Source organism: Streptomyces griseus subsp. griseus, from assembly GCF_000720255.1.
In the GTDB taxonomy this organism is placed as follows: domain Bacteria; phylum Actinomycetota; class Actinomycetes; order Streptomycetales; family Streptomycetaceae; genus Streptomyces; species Streptomyces griseus_I.
Window position 1 is genome coordinate 16099 of record NZ_JOJE01000057.1, and the last position, 17556, is coordinate 33654.

Genomic DNA, 17556 nt, shown 5'->3' on the forward strand with positions numbered 1-17556 from the left:
GCCCGGTAACGCCTCGCGGGTGGTGTTTTCCACCACGTGGGACGCGTCGGTTTGTACGGTTATCGCCGATCGCTGTTTCAGGTGCCCCACCCGTCTCTACAATGCGCGGCCATGTCCAGGCCACCGCAGCACGACAACGGCGCGTACGGCGTCCCCGGTGCGCACGGCGAGGGCGGTGCGCCTCAGGTGCCGCCGAACGTGTACCACCCGCCTGCCCCCGAGACCCCGTCCTACGACCTGTACGCCGACCCCGCGGCCGCACACGGCTGGCAGAACGCCTACGACGAGACGGCGGAACTCCCTCGAACGGCCCTGGAGGACACGAACGGGGACGCCGATCGGCCATCCGGGGGAGCGGGCCGGGGTGACGGCGCGGCGCCGGAGGGGGTGGCGGGCCGGGCTGCCGGTACAGGGCCGGAAGGGGCTGACTGGGGTGCCTCCGCGTCCAGGGGCGGTGGCTGGGGCGAGGCCTCGACGCCCGCGGGGGTGGCCTCGTGGGACGGCTCGGTGTCGACTCCCGGCGAGGGTGCTGGGCCGACTCCCGGCGAGGGTGCTGGGCCGACTCCCGGCGAGGGTGCTGGGCCGACTCCCGGCGAGGGTGCTGGGCCGGCGCCCGGCGGGGGTGTCGGGCCGGTGTCCGGCGGGGGTGTCGGGCCGGTGCCCGTCACGGGCGGCCGCGGCGTCGGGCCGTCCCACGGCGGCCTCGGTGGCGGCACCCGCTCCGGCCGGCGTGCGCGGCGCAGGCGTGGCGGGCGGCGGCGTGCCGTGGTGGCCACGGGGGCCGTGGGTGCCGTGTCGGTGGCGGCGTTGATCGCGGCATTCTCGCTCTCCGGGTCCTCGTCCGACGGGCAGCCGGGCACGAGCGACGGCACGCGCTCCACCCCCGGCCGCCCGGGACCCACGCCCTCCCCGCACCGGTCCGGGACCGGCCCGGCCGGCACGGTCCCGGAGCGCCCGCAGGACCCGGCGGTGGGCGCCCCGTCCGAGGTGGGCGCGGCACCCGTGGCGTCCCCGGACCCGAGGGCGAGCGCCGAGCCGTCCCGGAACCCCGTCACGTCCACCGCCCCGCAGCCGGCCCCCACGTCCTCCGCCCCTGCCACGTCGACCGCCTCGGCCCCGGGCAACTCGGGCCGCAAGGGCCGCGGTCAGGGCAACACCAAGGGCCCCAGGTAACCCGCGCCGAGGCCGCCCCCCGGCCCCCGCATGGCTGGAAACAGCTCCTTGCCCGCCCACCCCTCTGCGATCACAATGCGCATGACAAAAACAGACAGCAGGCGGCCGGAAGATCTCCGGTCGCCTTGTCGTAAGAGGGGACCCCCACATGAGAAAGCCTCTCGTTGCCGCGATCTTCGCCCTGGCGATCGCCGGGGCCGGCGCGGCACCCGCGGTCGCGGCGCCCATGACCACGGCTCCCGCCCCCGCGGCGAAGGCAACCGCACAGACCACCGCACAGACAGCCGCACAGGTCTCCGCACAGCAGGCCGGCGCCAAGGCCGCGTCGCCCACCCTCAAGGCCGTCACCCTCGCCGGAACCGTCGCGCTGAGCAACTGCTCCGGTTCCGTCGTCCGTTTCCCGAACTCCCTGGACACCGACCCGGCGCTGGTGCTCACCAACGGCCACTGCCTGGAGACGGGCTTCCCGGACCCGGGTGAGGTCATCGTCAACCAGGCCTCCAGCCGCAGCTTCGGCCTGCTCAACTCCTCCGGTACCCGGGTCGCCACCCTGCGCGCCAGCAAGATCGCGTACTCGACGATGACCGACACGGACGCCACGATCTACCAGCTCACCACCACGTACGCGACCATCAAGAACTCCTATGGCATCAGCGCGCTCACCGTGCAGGACACGCACCCCACGGCCGGTACCGCGATCACCGTCGCCTCCGGCTACTGGAAGCGGCTCTACAGCTGCAACGTCGACGGGTTCGCCTACCGCCTCAAGGAGGGCTCCTGGACCTGGAAGGACTCGGTCCGCTACACCTCCAGCTGCAACACCATCGGCGGCACGTCGGGCTCCCCGGTCGTCGACCAGGCCACCGGCAAGGTCGTCGCGGTCAACAACACCGGCAACGAGGACGGTGAGCGCTGCACCGACAACAACCCCTGCGAGGTCGACGCGAACGGCAACGTCACCGTCCGGGAGGGCATCAACTACGCCCAGGAGACCTACCAGTTCCCGGCCTGCTTCACGACCCGCAACCAGCTGAACCTCAGCGCGAGCGGCTGCACCCTGCCCAAGCCGTAGGCGCCGCAGCACGTCACGGAGAGGCGTTCCGTCCCATGGGACTGCGACGGACCGCCCTCCCCGCGAGCACGTCCGTCCTGCGGCCGTCCTCGATCACGAACCTGCCGTCCACCAGGACGTAGGGGATGCCGGTGGGCAGTGTGCGCGGGGCGTCGTACGTCGAGCCCGCCGCCACCGCCCGCGGGTCGAACAGCACCAGGTCCGCCCGGTAGCCCTCGCGGACGAGACCCCGGTCCGGCAGGCGCAGTCGGGCCGCCGGGCGTCCGGTGAGGTGGGCGACGCACTCCTCCAGCGAGAGGACCTCCAACTCCCTTACGTAGTGGCCGAGGTAGTGCGGGAATGTGCCGTACGCCCGTGGATGCGGCTTGGCACCCTGGAGGATGCCGTCCGAGCCGCCGGTGTGGACGCGGTGGCGCATGACGGTCCGCACGTTCTCCTCGTGGCCGACGTGCTGGAGGATCGTCGGGGCGAGCCGGTCGTCCAGCAGCAGTCGGCGAGCGATCGTCCAGGGGGTCTCGCCGCGCAGGTCCGCGGACTCCTGGACCGTACGGCCGACGTACGCGTGGAGTCCGGGATCGCCGACGCCCGAGATCTCGATCGTGTCCCACTCCACGGGCACCCCGTGACAGCCGTCCGCGCCGAGCACCTCCAGGTGGTGGCGGATCCGCTCGGCCGTCTCCCCGTCCGCCAGGCGCCGCAGGACCTCCTCGGGGCCGCCCTCGCTCGCCCAGCTCGGCAACAGGGCCGCCAGGGTGGTGCTGCCGGGTGTGTACGGATAGGTGTCGAGGGTGATGTCGGCTCCGGTCGCCAGCGCCTCGTCGAGCAGCGACAGCAGCTCCGGCGCCCGGCCCCTGTTCACGCCGAAGTTCATCGTGGCGTGGGCGAGATGGAGGGCGCAGCCCGCCTCCCGGGTCAGTGCCACCATCTCCGCGTACGCCTCCAGGGCGCCCGCGCCGTAGGAGCGGTGGTGCGGGCAGTAGTAGCCGCCGTACGACGCCACCACCCGGCACAGCTCGGTCAGTTCGGCGTCCTCGGCGTACATGCCCGGGGTGTAGGTGAGACCGGAGGACAGCCCGACCGCGCCCTGTTCCATCCCCTCGGCGACCAACCGCCGCATCCGGTCCAGCTCTTCGGGCGTCGCCTCCCGGTCCTCCCAGCCGACGGCGAGGGCGCGCACGGTGCCCTGGGGGATCAGATAGGCCGCGTTGACCGCGATGCCCCGGCCGTCGAAACCCCGGTCCAGCCGGTCCAGGTACTCGCCCACCGACCGCCAGTCGAAGTCGATGTCGTCGCCGTACCCGTTCCAGCCGGTGATGGCCCGGCGGACCTCCTCCAGCGTGCGGTCGTCGACGGGCGCGTACGACAGCCCGTCCTGGCCCAGGACTTCGAGGGTGACGCCCTGTGCCGCCTTCGCGCTGTGGTCGGGGTCGCGCAGCAGGGCCAGGTCGCTGTGGGCGTGCATGTCGATGAAGCCGGGGGAGAGGACCAGGCCCTCGGCGTCCAGCTCCCGCACGGCCTTCGGCCGTTGACAGCCCGCCGCCGCGGCCTCCTTGACGATGGACACGATCCGGCCGCGGTCGACCACCACGTCCGCGCGGTACGACGGTTCACCGGAGCCGTCGACGACGTCCGCGTCCCGGATGACGAGCTCTTCCACGCCGGACCTCCTAGAAGAACGTGCGGACGTAGTCGACGACCGTGCCGTCCGCCTCGGCCACCGGGATCAGCTGCCACTTGTCGAAGGACGTGCACGGGTGGGACAGGCCGAGCCCGACCCAGTCGCCCACCTCCAGGTCCGCCTCCCCGGTCGTACGCAGCCAGGCGTGCTGGTCGGACAGGGCGGTGACCGAGACACCGGTGGCGGGGCGCTCGGCGCCGTCCCGGCGGACCGCCTGGGCGAAGGGCAGGTCGAGGTCGTACGCCGCGTCCCGCTTGCCCGCGTTGACGAAGGCCTGCTCGGCGGACGGGCGGGAGACCACCTGCGTCCACAGACGGAACGCGGGCTCCAGCGCGCCCTCCTCGGGGACGCGGTTGAAGGGGGTCAGCCTGCGGTAGTGGCCGTCGTCGTGCGAGACGTACGCGCCCGAGCGCAGCAACTTCAGGACGGGCAGCGAGAGTTCGGGGATCTCCGTGAACACCTCGGCGACCGTGTCGAACCAGGCGCTGCCGCCCGCGCTGACGACGATCTCCTCGACGCCGCAGAACCGTCCCGCCTTGTCGAAGTCCACGGCCAGCGTCACCAGCCGCCGCAGCCAGGACCGCACCCGCTCGGGGTCGGCCCGCGGCACCTCGCCCTCGTACCCCGCGACACCGACCAGCCGCAGCGTCGGCACCGAGGCCACCGCGTCCGCGACCGCCGCGCACTCCGCCTCGGTCCGCACCCCGGTGCGCGCGCCCTCGCCAGCCGCCAGCTCGACCACGACGTCCACCGGGCGCGGCGCCCCCGCGAGAGCCGCGTCCATCAGCTCGACCCCGCGCACGGAGTCGACGTAACAGACGAGACGGAAGGCCGGGTCGGCGGCGAGCTCGGCGGCGATCCAGCGCAGCGCCGCCGGGTCCACCAGCTCGTTGGCGAGGAAGACCCGCTCGATCCTGAACGCCCGCGCCACCCGCACCTGGTGCGGCACCGCGAGCGTGATGCCCCACGCGCCGTACTCGATCTGCCGCCGGAACAGCTGCGGGGCCATGGAGGTCTTGCCGTGCGGGGCGAACAGCAGACCGTGGCGGTCCGCGTACGCCTCCATGAGCCGCAGGTTGTGCTCCAAGCGCTCCGCGGACAGCGCGAGCACGGGCGTGGCGAAGCCGCCCGTGAAGAGGTTACGGCGCTGGGCGGCCAGCTCGCCCACGGTCAGTCCGTCGGCGTCCGGCGGGAGGCCCTTGAAGCGGTGGTCGACACGTTCCTCCGCCAGGCGGGCGAGCGCTTCGCTGCTCATCAAGAGCCTCCTGATCAGGGTCGTTGCGATAAGTGCAACGTCCATTGCATATGTCGTTCATTGCTGTCTAACATCTCGGCCACGCGGGGTCAACGAGACCACCCGCACCCCGCACCGAGGAGCTACGACGATCGTGACCCCCACCGGACACCGCGACGCCCCCGACGTCGACGCCGTCGACGTCGTCGCGCTCGGCGAGTCCATGGTCACCTTCCTGCCCTCCCGGGCGGGCCGCCTCGCCGACGTTCCCTCCTTCGACCGGGCCATCGGTGGCGCCGAGTCCAACGTCGTCTGCACCCTGGCCGCGGCCGGGCACACGACCCGCTGGGTCAGCAGCGTCGGCGCCGACGGCTTCGGCGACCACCTCGTGAAGGAGATCGGGGCCTACGGCGTCGACGTCACCTCCGTACGACGTGACCCGACGCGCCCGACCGGCGTCTACTTCCGCACGGCCGGCGACCGGGCCACCGACGCCCACGAGGTGGCGTACTACCGGGCCGGATCGGCCGCCTCGGCGATGTCGGCGCGGACTGTGGACCTCCCGGCGGTGCGCGCGGGACGGGTGCTGCACCTGTCGGGGATCACACCGGCGCTGTCCGACGACTGCCTCGCCCTGATGTGGGAGCTGACCGAGCCCCGGCCCGGACGGCCCCTCGTCTCCTTCGACGTCAACCACCGCCCGGGGCTGTGGCCCGACGCCGACGGCCCGCGCGTCCTGCTCGACCTGGCCCGCCGCGCCGACATCGTGTTCGTGGGGGAGGACGAGGCCGAGGGAGCCTGGGGCGTCACGGGAGGGCCGCAGGAGATCAGGGCCTTGCTGCCGGAGCCGGAGACCCTGGTGGTCAAGCAGGGAGCGCGCGGCGCGACGCTGTTCCGTCACCCCTCGGGCAGCCGAGCCACCGGAGCGGCCCCCGGCGGCGCACAGCACGGCGGCATGCCGTCAACACCAGGTCGCGGGACCCGCCCCCGGCCGGCACCGGCACCGTCCACCTTCGTCCCCGCCCTCCGTGTCACCGCCGTCGCCGACGTGGGCGCCGGGGACGCCTTCGCGGCCGGGTTCCTCTCCGCCACCCTGCGTGGACTGCCCGTCCGTGACCGGCTGCGCCACGGCCACCTCATGGCCGCCGCCGCCCTCACCGTCCCCGGCGACCTCGCCACGCCGCCCGCCCGTGACCACGCCGACCGGCTGGCCGCCCTCGACGACACGGCGTGGGGGACACTTCGACTCGGCCCCGGCTGGACGACCCGGGCCGCGCACCGGGCCGCCGAGGAGGTAGGCACCCCATGAGCCAGACCGTCGACCGTGCCCTGAGCATCCTGCCGCTGCTCGCCGAGGGCCCCGCCGACCTCGGCCAGGTCGCCGACCGCCTCGGCGTCCACAAGTCCACGGCCCTGCGCCTGCTGCGCACCCTCCACGAACACGGCCTCGTCTACCGCCAGTCCGACCAGCGCTACCGGCTCGGCGCCCGCCTCATCGCCCTCGCCCAGGAGGCGATGGAGAACCTCGACATCCGCGAGATCGCCCACCCCCACCTCGCACGCCTGAACGAGAGTTGCGGGCACACCGTCCACCTCGCCGTGTACGAGGAGAACGAGGTCCTCTACATCGACAAGGTGGACAGCCGCTACCCCGTGCGCATGTACTCGCGGATCGGCAAGCCCGTCGCCATCACCGTCGCCGCCGTCGCCAAGCTGCTCCTCGCCGACCTCCCCGAGCGCGAGCGGCGGGCCCTCGCGGAGAAGCTCGACTACCCCCTCTACACGGCCCGTTCGACCCCCAGCGCGCCCGCCTTCCTGCGGGAGCTGGAGAAGGTGCGCGAACAGGGCTGGGCCGCCGACCTCGGCGGCCACGAGGAGTCCATCAACTGTGTCGCGGCCCCCATCCGCGGCGCCGACGGCCGGGTGGCCGCCGCGATGTCGGTCTCCGCGCCGAACGTCGTCGTCACCGCCGATGAACTCCTCACCCTGCTCCCGTTGGTCTGCCGCACCGCGGACGCCATCAGCGGGGAGTACTCCGGCAGGACTCCAGCAAAGGACATCGTGTGACGGACAAGATCGCGCTGACCCCGAAGACCCACACCACTCCTCCCGCGAGGTTCTCGCACGGCGTGAAGAAGGGGAACATCCTCCAGGTCGCCGGCCAGGTCGGCTTCCTGCCCGCTGAGGAGGGCAAGCCCCCCACGCCCGCAGGGCCGACCCTGCGCGAACAGACCCTCCAGACCCTCGCCAACGTCCAGGCGATCCTCGAAGAGGGCGGCGCGAGCTGGGACGACGCGATGATGATCCGTGTCTACCTCACCGACGTGGACCACTTCGCCGAGATGAACGCGATCTACAACGCCTACTTCGAGGAGCAGGGCCTCACCCGGCCCCCCGCCGCCCGCACCACCGTCTACGTCGGTCTTCCGGCGGGTCTGCTCATCGAGATCGACGCGCTCGCCGTGCTCGGCTGAGCGTGTTCGTGTAGGCGTCTGATAACGATGCAGGGGGCTGGCTGTGTCCCGCACAGGATCTTCGACCATACTTCCCGCTGTGGAGCAGCGCATAGGTTCGAGCAGCCAGCCCCTGGAGGGCGCCGGATTCGACCCGGCTTTCATCCCCGGGCTCACGTCGCCGGCGACCGCGAAGCCGGAGGAGCCGACTGAGGCCGAGGAAACGGCCGTCGATGAGGAGGCGGTCGACGAGGAAACCGCCGATGTGGAAGCCGCCGATGTGGAAGCCGTTGTCGAGGAACCCTCTGACGGTCCCGTCTTCGAGGCCTCCGACCGGCGTGCGAGGATCGTCGCCGATCACAAGGGTGTCCGGCTCACCCTCGACGACCAGGAGTGCGAGTTCAGCTGGGACGAGATCGGCGCGGTCGAGACGGAGACCGCCCGCTTCGGCAAGCGTTACACCGTCACCGTCCACACCCCTGACCGCCGCTGGTACCCGATCGAGATCGAGGCGACGGCCAGGAGCACATTCAAGGACTGGGACGAACAGCTGGACGCCGTACTGGACGCGTACTTCGAGGAAGAGGACGCCGACTAGCCGCAGTACTGGCCGGCCTTCCCGATGGACCTGTACATACAGTCCGCGTTCTCGAGCAACTGCAACACCGCGTCCCGGTTCCGGGAAGTCTCCCGCTCGATCACCTCGTCGGGCGGGTAGAACCCACCTTCGAAGCTGGACGACGGATACATCTCGAAGGTGTACGAGAAGATCTTCTGCGAGCCCCAGAGATAGTCGTCGATCGACCCGTCGGTGATGTACAGGTCGCTGGACTGCTCCGGCGTGTACCCGTTGCTCGCGGCCATCTTCTGCCCGACCGCCTTGAAAGCGGCGGCGTCGTCCGCCGTCATCCCGGTCGCCGTGTCGGAGTAGGTGTACCCGAACGGCCACAACACCAGTTCGCTGTACGTGTGGAAGTCGATCCCCGCAGTGATCTGCTGCTTCCCGCCGACCACCCGGCTGCGCACGAAGTCGGCGACGACCTTCACCTCGGGCGCGGACTCGGCCGCGGCACCCCGGTACGTCTCGGAGGACTTGGACGACGAGGACCCGCCGCAGCAGCCCCACTTGTAGTCCCAGTTGCGGTTGAGGTCCGTCCCGACGTACGACGAGCCGGAGTTGGGCTGCCTGTTCTTGCGCCAGGACCGGTAGGAGCCGGAGGCGATGTCGTACTCGCCGCCGTCCGGGTTGAGGTCGGGCACGATCCAGATCTCGCGCCCGTTCACCATGTTGGTGATCCGGGAGTCGGAGCCGTAGCCGGCGCCGAGTTCGCGGAGGAGGTACAGCGCCATCTCCACCGTCAGGTGCTCACGGGCGTGCTGGTGATGCGTGAACAGCACCTCGGGTTCGGCCTCGTCCGTCGCCACGTTGTCGCTGATCTTGATGGCGACGATGTCCCTGCCCTGGTACGACTTGCCGATCACCCGCTTGCTCATGATGTTCGGGTAGGCGGCGAGCCGCTGGTCGATCTCGGCGTTCATCTCGGCGTAGTTGTGGTACTTGGAGTCCGCCGAGGGGAAGTCGAAGAGCCGCGCCTCGCTTCCGGCGGCCCGGTCCGGCGCGGCGCCCAGCGGGGCGACCTCGTAGCCCTGTTGCCGTAGCTTGCGGATCTGGTCGGCGCGGCCGGAGACCACGACGGTCTCCTCGTCGGCCTCGTCGACGGACACCCCGGCGGCGGCGATGGCCGTGCGGGTGACCGGGGTGTTCTGGTGGACGTGGATCTCGTACTGCCGGATGTCGTCGGCGGAGGCGGCCGGTTTCCTGGCGCCGTCGGCGGACGCGTCGGTGGCGTTCGCCGTGAGGGGTGCGGCGAGGGCCAGGGCCAGCAGCGGGGCGAGGGCGGCGGCGCGTCTGCCGCTTCGGGCGCCCGAGCCGCGGATGCGAAGTCGCATGAAGTCTCCTTGTTTCTCCAGGGAGTCCGGGGTCTACCGGACCGGGGAGTGGAGCGGGGGTGGTTCAGCGACGTGCTGGTGCGGGTGTGCGGCTCATCGTCGCCATATGGCATGAGCAGGTCAAGAGTGCGCCAAGGGTCGGTGAGGTGAACCCAGCGGAAACCGGCCGCGCAGTGTACGCGCGAGGACGACCGCCGACACGGTCCCCGGCAAAGTGCACCCGCGGGTGTGACGGCGGGGTGCATATATGTAGGGGCGCGGGAAGAGTGGCAGTCCGCGCAGAGACCCCACACCCCCAGAGGACTGGCTGATCATGGGCGGATCAGCGCCAAGACGGGACTGCCACCTGCCGGTGGAGACGACCAGCTTCGTCGACCGGCGCAGGGAACTGGCGGCCGGCCGTGAACTGTTGGCCCGGGCCCGGCTGGTCACGCTCACCGGGCCAGGAGGCGTCGGCAAGACCCGCCTCGCGCTGCGCATGGCGGCCCGTCTGGAACGGGCCTTCCCGGACGGCGTGCGCTTCGTGCCGCTCGCCGGACTGCACGACCCGGCGCTCGTCCCACTCGCCGCCGCCGACGCGCTCGGCCTGCGCGACCACTCCGCGCAGCCGCCGCTGGACGCGCTGGTGGAACAAGTACGGGACCGGCGGGTGCTGTTGGTCGTCGACAACTGCGAACACCTGCTGCCGGCCTGCGCGCAGCTCGCCGCGGCCCTACTGCACGGCACTGCCGGTGTCCGCATCCTCGCCACCAGCCGGCACCGCCTCGGCCTCACCGAGGAACACCTCATGGAGGTACGGCCGCTGCAGGTCCCCGACCCGGACGGCGACCTCTCCGCCGCCGACGGCTACCCGGCCCTCGCCCTCTTCGCCGACCGCGCCGCCGCCGTCGTCCCCGGCTTCCGCCTCACCTCCGCCAACCGCGCCGCCGTGGCACGCCTGTGCAGCCGCCTCGACGGCCTCCCGCTCGCCATCGAGCTGGCCGCGGTCCGCATGCGGGTCCTCGACGTCGACCAGCTCCTCGAACGCCTCGACGACCGCTACCGCCTCCTCGCCACCGGCAGCTCCACCGTCCTGCCCCGCCACCAGACCCTCCGCGCCGCCGTCACCTGGAGCCACGAACTCTGCACCCCCGAGGAACAACTGGTCTGGGCCCGCCTGTCCGTCCTGCCCGGCACGTTCGACCTGGAGACGGCGGAGGCGGTGGCGGCGGAGGCGGAGGCGGCGGTGGCGGCGGAGGCGGCGGAGGCGGTGGGAGTGGAGGCGGTGGGAGTGGAGGCGGTGGGAGTGGTGAGGGTGGACGAGGGGGCGGTGCCACAACAGGTCGCGGGGAGCGGGAGAACGGACAGTGACGGGGACGACGGCGCGCGCGGTGAGCATGGCGACGAGCCCGGCGGCGATCCCCTGATCCGCCCGCGAGACGTGCTCGAAGCCGTCGCCGGGCTCGTCGACAAGTCCGTGCTGTGCCGGGAGGCGGGGCCGGACGGTGTGCGGTACCGGCTGTTGGACTCCCTGCGGCACTACGGGCTGGAGCGACTGCGGGCGCGCCCGGGGGAGGAGCAGGCCGCGCGGCGGCGACAGCGGGACTGGATGCAGGAGCGGGCCGCCGCCTGCGAACGCGCCTGGTTCGGCCCCGGTCAGCCCGCGATCGTCGCCCGGCTGCGGGCCGACCGCGACAACCTGCGCGCCGCCCTCGACTTCAGCCTCACCGCCCCCGGCGAGACCCTCGCCGGACTGCGCCTCGCCGGCACCCTCTGGTTCCACTGGCACGCCTGCGGCATCCCCCGAGAGGGCCGCTACTGGCTCGACCGCGCCCTCGACGCCAGCCCCGCCCCCACCCGCGAACGCGCCCGCGCCCTCTGGATCGCCGGACTGCTCGCCGGCTGCCCGAAAGACCTCACCCGCGGCCTGCGCCGCGCCGAACAGGCCCGTGACCTGGCCCGACGGCTCGGTGACGCCGCCGAGGACGCCCACGCCGAGTACGTCGTCGGCGTCATCCGCCTGTTCAGCGACGACCTCACGGCCGCCCTGGACCACTTCCGCGCCAGCGTCGCCCGCGGCCGCGCCCCCGGCCAGCACCTCAGCATGGTCGGCCTCGACCACGTCGAACTCGCCTGCGCCCTGTGCTTCCTCGGCGAGGCCGACGAGGCGATCGAGGTCTGCGAGGAGATCCGCCGCCTCTGCGTGGAGCACGGCGAGGAGTGGGTGCTGTCGTACGCACTGCGGATACTCGCCCTCGCCCACACCGTGAAGGGCGATTGGTGGGAGGCCGAACGGCACGCCCTGCAGGCCCTGCCCCTCAAACTCGCCGTCCACGACGTCCTCGGCATCGGCCTCACCCTCGACCTCCTCGCCAGGATCGCGGCCCAGCGCGGCGACCACGAGCGCGCCGCGGTCCTGCTCGGCGGGGCCGACCGTGCCTGGGCCGACGTCGACCGCAACCGCTTCGGCTCGGACGCCCTCAACTCCACCCGCCGGAGCAGCGAGGCCCGCGTCCGCGAGTCGCTGGGCGGCACCGCCTACCACCGCGCCCACGAACGCGGCGCGGCCCTCGGACTCCGCGACATCGTCGGCTACGCCCTGAGCGAGCGAGAGCGGGAGCGCGAGCGCGAGAACGGGTACGCGCACCGGCACGAGCCGGCCCAGTGGGACGAGCAGCGGCCCCGGCCCGACCACGTCCGCGTACCGGCCACTTCAGAACCGACCCGGGCCACCCACGCCGTACCCGACGCCACCACCGCCGACGGACTGCGCCTCACCACCGCCGACGGGGTCCGCCTCACCCCGCGCGAGACCGAGGTCGCCGAACTCGTCGCCCAGGGCCTCGCCAACCAGCAGATCGCCGACCGCCTGATCATCGCCCGCCGCACCGCCGAAGGCCACGTCGAACGCATCCTCAGCAAGCTCGGCTTCAGCAACCGCAGCCAGATCGCGGCCTGGGTGACCGCCCAGCGCTGAGACCCGCACCCACCCCCGCACGCCTGCCACCACCACCCACCACAAGGGGAGCCATGACCACCCAACCCGCCTCGCCGCCGGGGTCGTTCGATCACCGCATCGCCGTGTACGACTCCGACGACGCCTTCCTCAGCGCCGCCCTGCCCTTCCTCCACGAAGGCCTCGCCGCCCCCGCCGAACCCCCGCCCGTGGCCATCGCCGCCCCCGACAAGCTCGACCTCCTGCGCGACGCCCTCGGCACCGACGCCAAGGACGTCGGCTTCGTCCCGCACACCGACTGGTACACCGGTTCCGCCGCCAACGCGGTGGCCCGGGGCGCCGGTTACCTCGCCGCGCACGCAGGCCCCCACGGCCGTATCCACCTCCTCATGGAACCGGTGTGGAACGGCCGCGCCGGACGCTCCGCCCGCGAGAGCGCCGAGTGGATCCGCTACGAGGCCCTGGCCAACCTCCTCTTCGCCCCCCTGTCCACCACCGCCCTGTGCGCCTACGACCTGCGCACCGCCGGCCCCGCGGTCGTCGCCGCGGCCCGCCGCGCCCACCCCGGCACCGGTGTCTACGAGGACCCGGTCCGCATCGCCGCCGAGCTGGACGCCGTACCGCTGCCGCCGCCCCCGTACGACGCCGAGCTCCTGCCCGAGCCGGACCAGGACGGGGCGGCCGTACGCACCTGGGCGGTCGGCCGTGGGCTGCCGGCGGCGGACGCGGAGCTCTTCGCCACCTCCGTCACCGAGGCGGCCGCGCACCTCGGCGGACCGCTCACCGCCCCCCTGCTGTGGGGCGAGGCGCCTGCCTGCGTCTGCGAACTGCGCTCACCGCACCGCGTCGACGACCCCCTCGCCGGTTTCGTCCCGCCGCCCACCCCCGAACTGGAGCCCGGCCAGGGCCTGTGGTTCGCCCGGCAGGTGTGCGCGTACGTCGACGTACGGGACGACGGGGCGGGGGCGACCGTACGGCTGCAGTACGCGTGAGCGCGCCCGGCTCCGGTGCCCGCCACCGTACCCCCGGACGGGGGACGGTGCAGGTATGGAATCGGGTAGTCCTCCCCGTGCGCCGCACGCCCCCCACCGGAGACGCTTGAACCATGCTTCGACTCTCCGGGGGGCGCCTCCCGGACCCCGACCCCCAGTACGGCGCCTACCCCCAGCCGCCCATGGGGGCCGGGCACCTCAGCGTCGAGTACGCCCCCCGTCCCACCGCCGTCCGCGAGGCCCGCGCCGAGGTCCGCAAACAGTTGGAGGGATGGGGGCTGGCGGAGCAGGAGGACCTGGTGGACACGGCCGAACTGCTCGTGAGCGAGCTGGCCACCAACGCCCTGCTGCACTCCGCGAGCCGCTTCCGGCTGACACTCACCGCCGCCCACGGCGTTCTGCGCTGCGAGGTGGCCGACACCGGCCGCCGCGCCCCACAGGTGCTCCAGGCGGGCGGGGCGGAGAGCGGCCGGGGCATGTTCCTGGTGGACGCGCTCGCCCGCCGCTGGGGCTGCCACCAGGACGGGCCGGGCAAGACGGTCTGGTTCGAGCTCGGCACGTGCGGGGCCGACGGCTGTGGTCGGCGACAGCCGTAGCGCTCCGCCGAGGCGGGCCCCGACGGTTCGCCCAGCCGCCGGGGCCCCCACTCGGGTGAAGCCCTCTTGCCAGTCGCGACGCTTTGCGGTTTCTTGACCTGCATGGCGGACACCACGGGAAACCCCACACACTCCGAGGCACCATCCGGCACCGACTTCCCTCCACGCAAATCGAGTTGGCGGTACATCGGCCCCGGGATCGTGGTGGCCGCCACCGGCGTCGGCGCCGGTGACCTCGTCGCCACCCTCATCGCGGGCAGCAACTTCGGCTACACCCTCCTGTGGGCGGCGATCGTCGGCTGCCTGGTGAAGATCTCCCTCGCCGAGGCGGCCGGCCGCTGGCACCTGTCCACCGGCCGCACCCTCTTCGACGGCTGGGCGAGCCTCGGCCGCTGGACGACGTACTTCTTCGCCTTCTACGTCGTCGTCTGGGGCTTCGTCTACGGCGCGGCGGCGATGTCGTCGAGCGCGCTGCCGCTCCAGGCCCTGTTCCCCGACGTGATGGACCTCAAGTGGTGGGCCGTCGCGTGCGGCCTGTCGGGACTGGTCTTCGTCTGGTTCAACAAGTACGCCGTCTTCGAGAAGGTCATGACGGTGCTGGTCGGCGTCATGTTCGTGGTGACGGTGTACCTGGCGATCCGCGTCACCCCCAACCTCCCCGACGCCCTCGCCGGCCTGCTCCCCGTCCTGCCCGACGAGAAGGACTCCGTCCTCAACACGCTGGGCCTGATCGGCGGCGTCGGTGGCACCATCACCCTCGCCGCGTACGGCTACTGGGTCAACGCCAAGGGCTGGACCGACACCGGCTGGATGAAGGTCATGCGCCTCGACAACCGCGTCGCCTACATCACGACCGGCATCTTCGTCATCGCGATGCTCTTCGTCGGCGCCGAACTGCTGCACTCGGCGAACGTCGCCATCGCGAGCGGCGACAAGGGCCTGATCCAGCTCAGCGACATCCTGGAGGCGGAATACGGCTCGGCCACCGCCAAGTTCTTCCTGATCGGCTTCTTCGCGACCTCCTACACCTCGCTGATCGGCGTCTGGCACGGAGTGAGCCTGATGTTCGCGGACTTCGTGGCGCGCTACCAGAAGCGGGGCGCGGGCGAGGCCGGGGGCAGCGGAGCCGGGGGCGAGGAGGTCGCGTCGGGCGAACGCGAGCGGTCGTGGCCCTTCCGGGCCTACCTGCTGTGGCTGACCTTCCCGCCCATCGTCCTCCTCTTCCAGGGCCAGCCCTTCCGCCTGATCATCCTCTACGGCGTCCTGGGCGCGGCGTTCCTCCCCTTCCTCGCCGGAACCCTGATCTGGCTCCTCAACTCATCGCGCACCCCCGCCCCGTGGCGCAACGGCATGCTGAGCAACGTGATGCTGGCGCTGGCCGGCCTGCTGTTCCTGGTGCTGTGCGTGAAGCAGGTCTGGGACCAGCCGTGGGCGGAGTTCTTCTGACGTCGGCTACCGCAGGTGCTGCCACTTCGGGCTGAGGGCGATCTCCCGGAGCTGCTTCATGGAGAGGGCCGGGGTCGGGCGGTTCGCGTCGGTGTTCTGCGTACGGGCGTTGAAGGCGCTGATCACCACACGGAACCCGTCGGTCCGCATGGTGTCGACGGTCCACATCACGACCCCCGACCCGCCCTTCTCGCCCGGCCCCTGCCGCTCCATGACCTTGGTGCCGTCGGGCAGCGTCTCGGAGCCCTCCCCGTAGAGCTGGTGGGCGACGTCCCGCATGTCGGGCTGCACGTTGATCTGGACGAAGCTCTGCCCCTTGCCGTCCTCGACGATGACATAGGCGTACTGGCCGTCCTCACCGCTGTGCTGGACCACCGTGAGCCCCTTGGGAAGCAGCGCGAGGAGCGTCTGCGGTATCGCCTTGCCGCTCGGCGCGTCGGCGGGAGGGGTGGGCTCCGCGGGCCGGTGAGGGTCCGCAGGAATGGCGTCCACGACCTCGCGCCACTCCTTCGCCGCCACGAACTCCTTCAACTGGGCCGGGGACAGCGGAGGTTCGGGCCGACTGATCGGCGCGTCCTTCTCCGCCGCGGCGTTCCACTCGGTGAGGCTCACGCGCTGGCCGGTCGCGGAGACCAGGTCCGCCGTCCACATCTTGGTGTCGACCCGCCGGTCCGGGTACTCGTACCCCTTCACCACCCTGACGAGGGACCCGTCGGAGAGCCGGCTCACGGTGCAACCGTCATTCGGGGCGAAGACCTCGTCCGGGCACTTCCCGAACTCCCGTGCCTCCTGACCGCCCGGCTGGATCCGATCCAGGCTGAGCGAGATGGCCGCCGCGCCCTTGCCGTCGTCGTAGACGACCTGCGCGTTCGGCGGCAGCCCGGCCACCTCGTGCGTACCGCGCGCCTGCGGATCGCTGAACTTCCCCTTGGGCAGCCGCTCCTCGAGCATCCGGATGAGCTGGGTCCCGTAGACGGGGTCCTGGCGGGCGGCTGAAGTGGCCGTGCTCTTCGGCGGGGCGGCGACGCTGCCGTTCCCCGGGTCGGGCGTATCGTCCCCCGGCAGGAGCAGCGCCCCGCCGACGCCGACGAGCGCGAGCGAGGCCACCCCACCCACGACGGCGGCCCGCCGCCGCAACCGCAACCGCCGCCCACGAGCCTGCCCGGCGGTGGCGAGCGCGACCCGGTCACCGTCGAAGGTCCCACCGGTCTCGTGCAGGGCGGCGGAGAGCTGGTCCTCGAAGGGACCGCTGCTGGGGTCGCTGTGCTGGTCTACGGGCATGGCGGAACCACCGTTTCCGGAAGATGGGTGTGCGAAGAGTGGAAGAGAGGGGAGACGGGACACTCGGGGCCGGAGACGGGACACTCCGGTCGGAGACGGGACACTCAGGGTCTGGCGTACTCGCCGATGTCCTCGCCGAGCAGCTCCCGAAGCCGGCCGAGGGCCCGCACGCACCGCGTCCGCACGGCCGCCGAGCTGGCGTTCATCGCGTCGGCGGTCTCCTCTATGGAACGGTCCTCCCAATACCGCAGGACGACCACGGCCCGGTCCTTGGCGGGCAGCCGAGCGAGGGCCTGGAGCAGCGTCAGCCGCAGCGAGGCGTCACGATCGGCCCCGACGCGTTCGGGCAGCACGTCGGTGGCCCGCTCCTTGCTGCTCCGGCGCCGCTGATGGGCGAGGAAGGTGCGGGTGAGGACGGTCTGCGCGTACCCCGCCGGGTTCCCCACGCGACTCACCCGCCCCCACCGCACGTACAACCGTCCCAGCGTCTCCTGCACCAGGTCCTCGGCGAGGTAGGTGTCCCCGGCCGTCAACAGACAAGCGGACCGGTACAGATGCCCGGCCCGCGCCGCCGCGAATTCCGCGTACTCGTCCGCGCGGGCCTGCCTCATGCGTGTTCCCCCTGTGGGTGTGGTCGCTCGGACTGCCGTCCTCACCTCATTGATGCGGTGGGGGAGGGGAAATGTTTCACAGGAGGCGCAAGGTTTTTGAGAGGGGATGGGGGCGGGGACGGAGAGGACGGGGAG

General features: G+C 72.1%; 15 protein-coding genes. 10 read left to right on the forward strand and 5 right to left on the reverse strand.

The features are described from left to right. The first annotated feature begins 111 nt into the window (after positions 1–111). On the forward strand, positions 112–1173 hold the full coding sequence (locus IG99_RS49275; RefSeq protein WP_158973339.1) for a hypothetical protein: 1062 nt from the start codon (positions 112–114) through the stop codon (positions 1171–1173). A gap of 148 nt (positions 1174–1321) precedes the next feature. Beyond that, entirely contained in the window at positions 1322–2245 is a 924-nt protein-coding gene (locus IG99_RS40010; protein WP_037683270.1) for a S1 family peptidase, read from the forward strand. A 13-nt stretch (positions 2246–2258) separates the two neighbouring features. Here the strand turns inward: IG99_RS40010 and IG99_RS40015 are convergent, their stop codons facing one another. Together IG99_RS40015 and IG99_RS40020 are read right to left on the reverse strand one after the other, a co-directional pair. Continuing rightward, on the reverse strand, positions 2259–3902 hold the full coding sequence (locus IG99_RS40015; RefSeq protein ID WP_037683272.1) for an N-acyl-D-amino-acid deacylase family protein: 1644 nt from the start codon (positions 3900–3902) through the stop codon (positions 2259–2261). Positions 3903–3912: 10 nt separating this feature from the next. Continuing rightward, positions 3913–5178 carry an amino acid deaminase gene (locus tag IG99_RS40020; RefSeq protein ID WP_037683274.1) on the reverse strand — a complete coding sequence of 422 codons (1266 nt, stop codon included), beginning with the start codon at positions 5176–5178 and terminating at the stop codon, positions 3913–3915. 133 nt (positions 5179–5311) lie between these two features. On the opposite strand from IG99_RS40020, the gene IG99_RS40025 reads away from it, so the two are divergent. The 4 genes from IG99_RS40025 to IG99_RS40040 all read left to right on the forward strand — a co-directional run bounded on the left by IG99_RS40025 (position 5312) and on the right by IG99_RS40040 (position 8208). Continuing rightward, positions 5312–6466: a sugar kinase gene (locus IG99_RS40025; RefSeq protein ID WP_037683275.1), complete on the forward strand. Its 1155-nt coding sequence runs from the start codon at positions 5312–5314 to the stop codon at positions 6464–6466. After that, positions 6463–7224 (forward strand): IclR family transcriptional regulator, encoded by a 762-nt coding sequence (locus IG99_RS40030; protein WP_037683277.1) that lies wholly within the window; start codon positions 6463–6465, stop codon positions 7222–7224. Before IG99_RS40025 ends, IG99_RS40030 begins: the two co-directional genes overlap by 4 nt. Continuing rightward, positions 7221–7631, forward strand: coding sequence for a RidA family protein (locus IG99_RS40035; RefSeq protein WP_037683279.1), 411 nt, complete (start codon positions 7221–7223; stop codon positions 7629–7631). The genes IG99_RS40030 and IG99_RS40035 overlap by 4 nt, the downstream gene beginning before the upstream one ends. Positions 7632–7710: 79 nt before the next feature. After that, positions 7711–8208 (forward strand): hypothetical protein, encoded by a 498-nt coding sequence (locus IG99_RS40040; protein ID WP_037683283.1) that lies wholly within the window; start codon positions 7711–7713, stop codon positions 8206–8208. On the opposite strand, the gene IG99_RS40045 is transcribed toward IG99_RS40040, so the two are convergent. Then, positions 8205–9560, reverse strand: a complete 1356-nt coding sequence (locus IG99_RS40045) for a M14 family metallopeptidase (RefSeq protein ID WP_037683286.1) — start codon at positions 9558–9560, stop codon at positions 8205–8207. The genes IG99_RS40040 and IG99_RS40045 overlap by 4 nt on opposite strands. A 313-nt stretch (positions 9561–9873) precedes the next feature. Here IG99_RS40045 and IG99_RS40050 point away from each other — a divergent pair, with 313 nt between their 5' ends. From IG99_RS40050 to IG99_RS40065, 4 genes are all read left to right on the forward strand, one after another. Continuing rightward, the gene (locus IG99_RS40050) at positions 9874–12516 is read left to right on the forward strand and encodes an ATP-binding protein (protein WP_037683287.1); all 2643 of its coding nucleotides are present in this window, start codon (positions 9874–9876) and stop codon (positions 12514–12516) included. Between the two features lie 53 nt (positions 12517–12569). Continuing rightward, positions 12570–13487 (forward strand): MEDS domain-containing protein, encoded by a 918-nt coding sequence (locus tag IG99_RS40055; protein WP_037683289.1) that lies wholly within the window; start codon positions 12570–12572, stop codon positions 13485–13487. Between the two features lie 182 nt (positions 13488–13669). Continuing rightward, positions 13670–14083, forward strand: a complete 414-nt coding sequence (locus IG99_RS40060; protein ID WP_037683300.1) for an ATP-binding protein — start codon at positions 13670–13672, stop codon at positions 14081–14083. 102 nt (positions 14084–14185) lie between these two features. Then, complete coding sequence (locus tag IG99_RS40065) at positions 14186–15529, forward strand: Nramp family divalent metal transporter (protein ID WP_037683291.1); 1344 nt, start codon at positions 14186–14188, stop codon at positions 15527–15529. Between the two features lie 6 nt (positions 15530–15535). Here IG99_RS40065 and IG99_RS40070 read toward each other — a convergent pair whose 3' ends face one another. Both IG99_RS40070 and IG99_RS40075 read right to left on the reverse strand, forming a co-directional pair. Then, entirely contained in the window at positions 15536–16810 is a 1275-nt protein-coding gene (locus tag IG99_RS40070) for a hypothetical protein (RefSeq protein ID WP_037683293.1), read from the reverse strand. A gap of 104 nt (positions 16811–16914) precedes the next feature. Further along, positions 16915–17421 (reverse strand): SigE family RNA polymerase sigma factor, encoded by a 507-nt coding sequence (locus IG99_RS40075; RefSeq protein ID WP_037683294.1) that lies wholly within the window; start codon positions 17419–17421, stop codon positions 16915–16917. Between the last annotated feature and the right edge of the window lie 135 nt (positions 17422–17556).

What these genes read in the sequence shown, in the direction of transcription:
- IG99_RS49275 (WP_158973339.1), top strand. Translation starts at nt 112, where the DNA reads ATGTCCAGGCCACCGCAGCACGACAACGGCGCGTACGGCGTCCCCGGT.
- IG99_RS40010 (WP_037683270.1), top strand. Translation starts at nt 1,322, where the DNA reads ATGAGAAAGCCTCTCGTTGCCGCGATCTTCGCCCTGGCGATCGCCGGG.
- IG99_RS40020 (WP_037683274.1), bottom strand. Translation starts at nt 5,178, where the DNA reads ATGAGCAGCGAAGCGCTCGCCCGCCTGGCGGAGGAACGTGTCGACCAC.
- IG99_RS40030 (WP_037683277.1), top strand. Translation starts at nt 6,463, where the DNA reads ATGAGCCAGACCGTCGACCGTGCCCTGAGCATCCTGCCGCTGCTCGCC.
- IG99_RS40045 (WP_037683286.1), bottom strand. Translation starts at nt 9,560, where the DNA reads ATGCGACTTCGCATCCGCGGCTCGGGCGCCCGAAGCGGCAGACGCGCC.
- IG99_RS40050 (WP_037683287.1), top strand. Translation starts at nt 9,874, where the DNA reads ATGGGCGGATCAGCGCCAAGACGGGACTGCCACCTGCCGGTGGAGACG.
- IG99_RS40055 (WP_037683289.1), top strand. Translation starts at nt 12,570, where the DNA reads ATGACCACCCAACCCGCCTCGCCGCCGGGGTCGTTCGATCACCGCATC.
- IG99_RS40060 (WP_037683300.1), top strand. Translation starts at nt 13,670, where the DNA reads ATGGGGGCCGGGCACCTCAGCGTCGAGTACGCCCCCCGTCCCACCGCC.
- IG99_RS40065 (WP_037683291.1), top strand. Translation starts at nt 14,186, where the DNA reads ATGGCGGACACCACGGGAAACCCCACACACTCCGAGGCACCATCCGGC.
- IG99_RS40070 (WP_037683293.1), bottom strand. Translation starts at nt 16,810, where the DNA reads ATGCCCGTAGACCAGCACAGCGACCCCAGCAGCGGTCCCTTCGAGGAC.
- IG99_RS40075 (WP_037683294.1), bottom strand. Translation starts at nt 17,421, where the DNA reads ATGAGGCAGGCCCGCGCGGACGAGTACGCGGAATTCGCGGCGGCGCGG.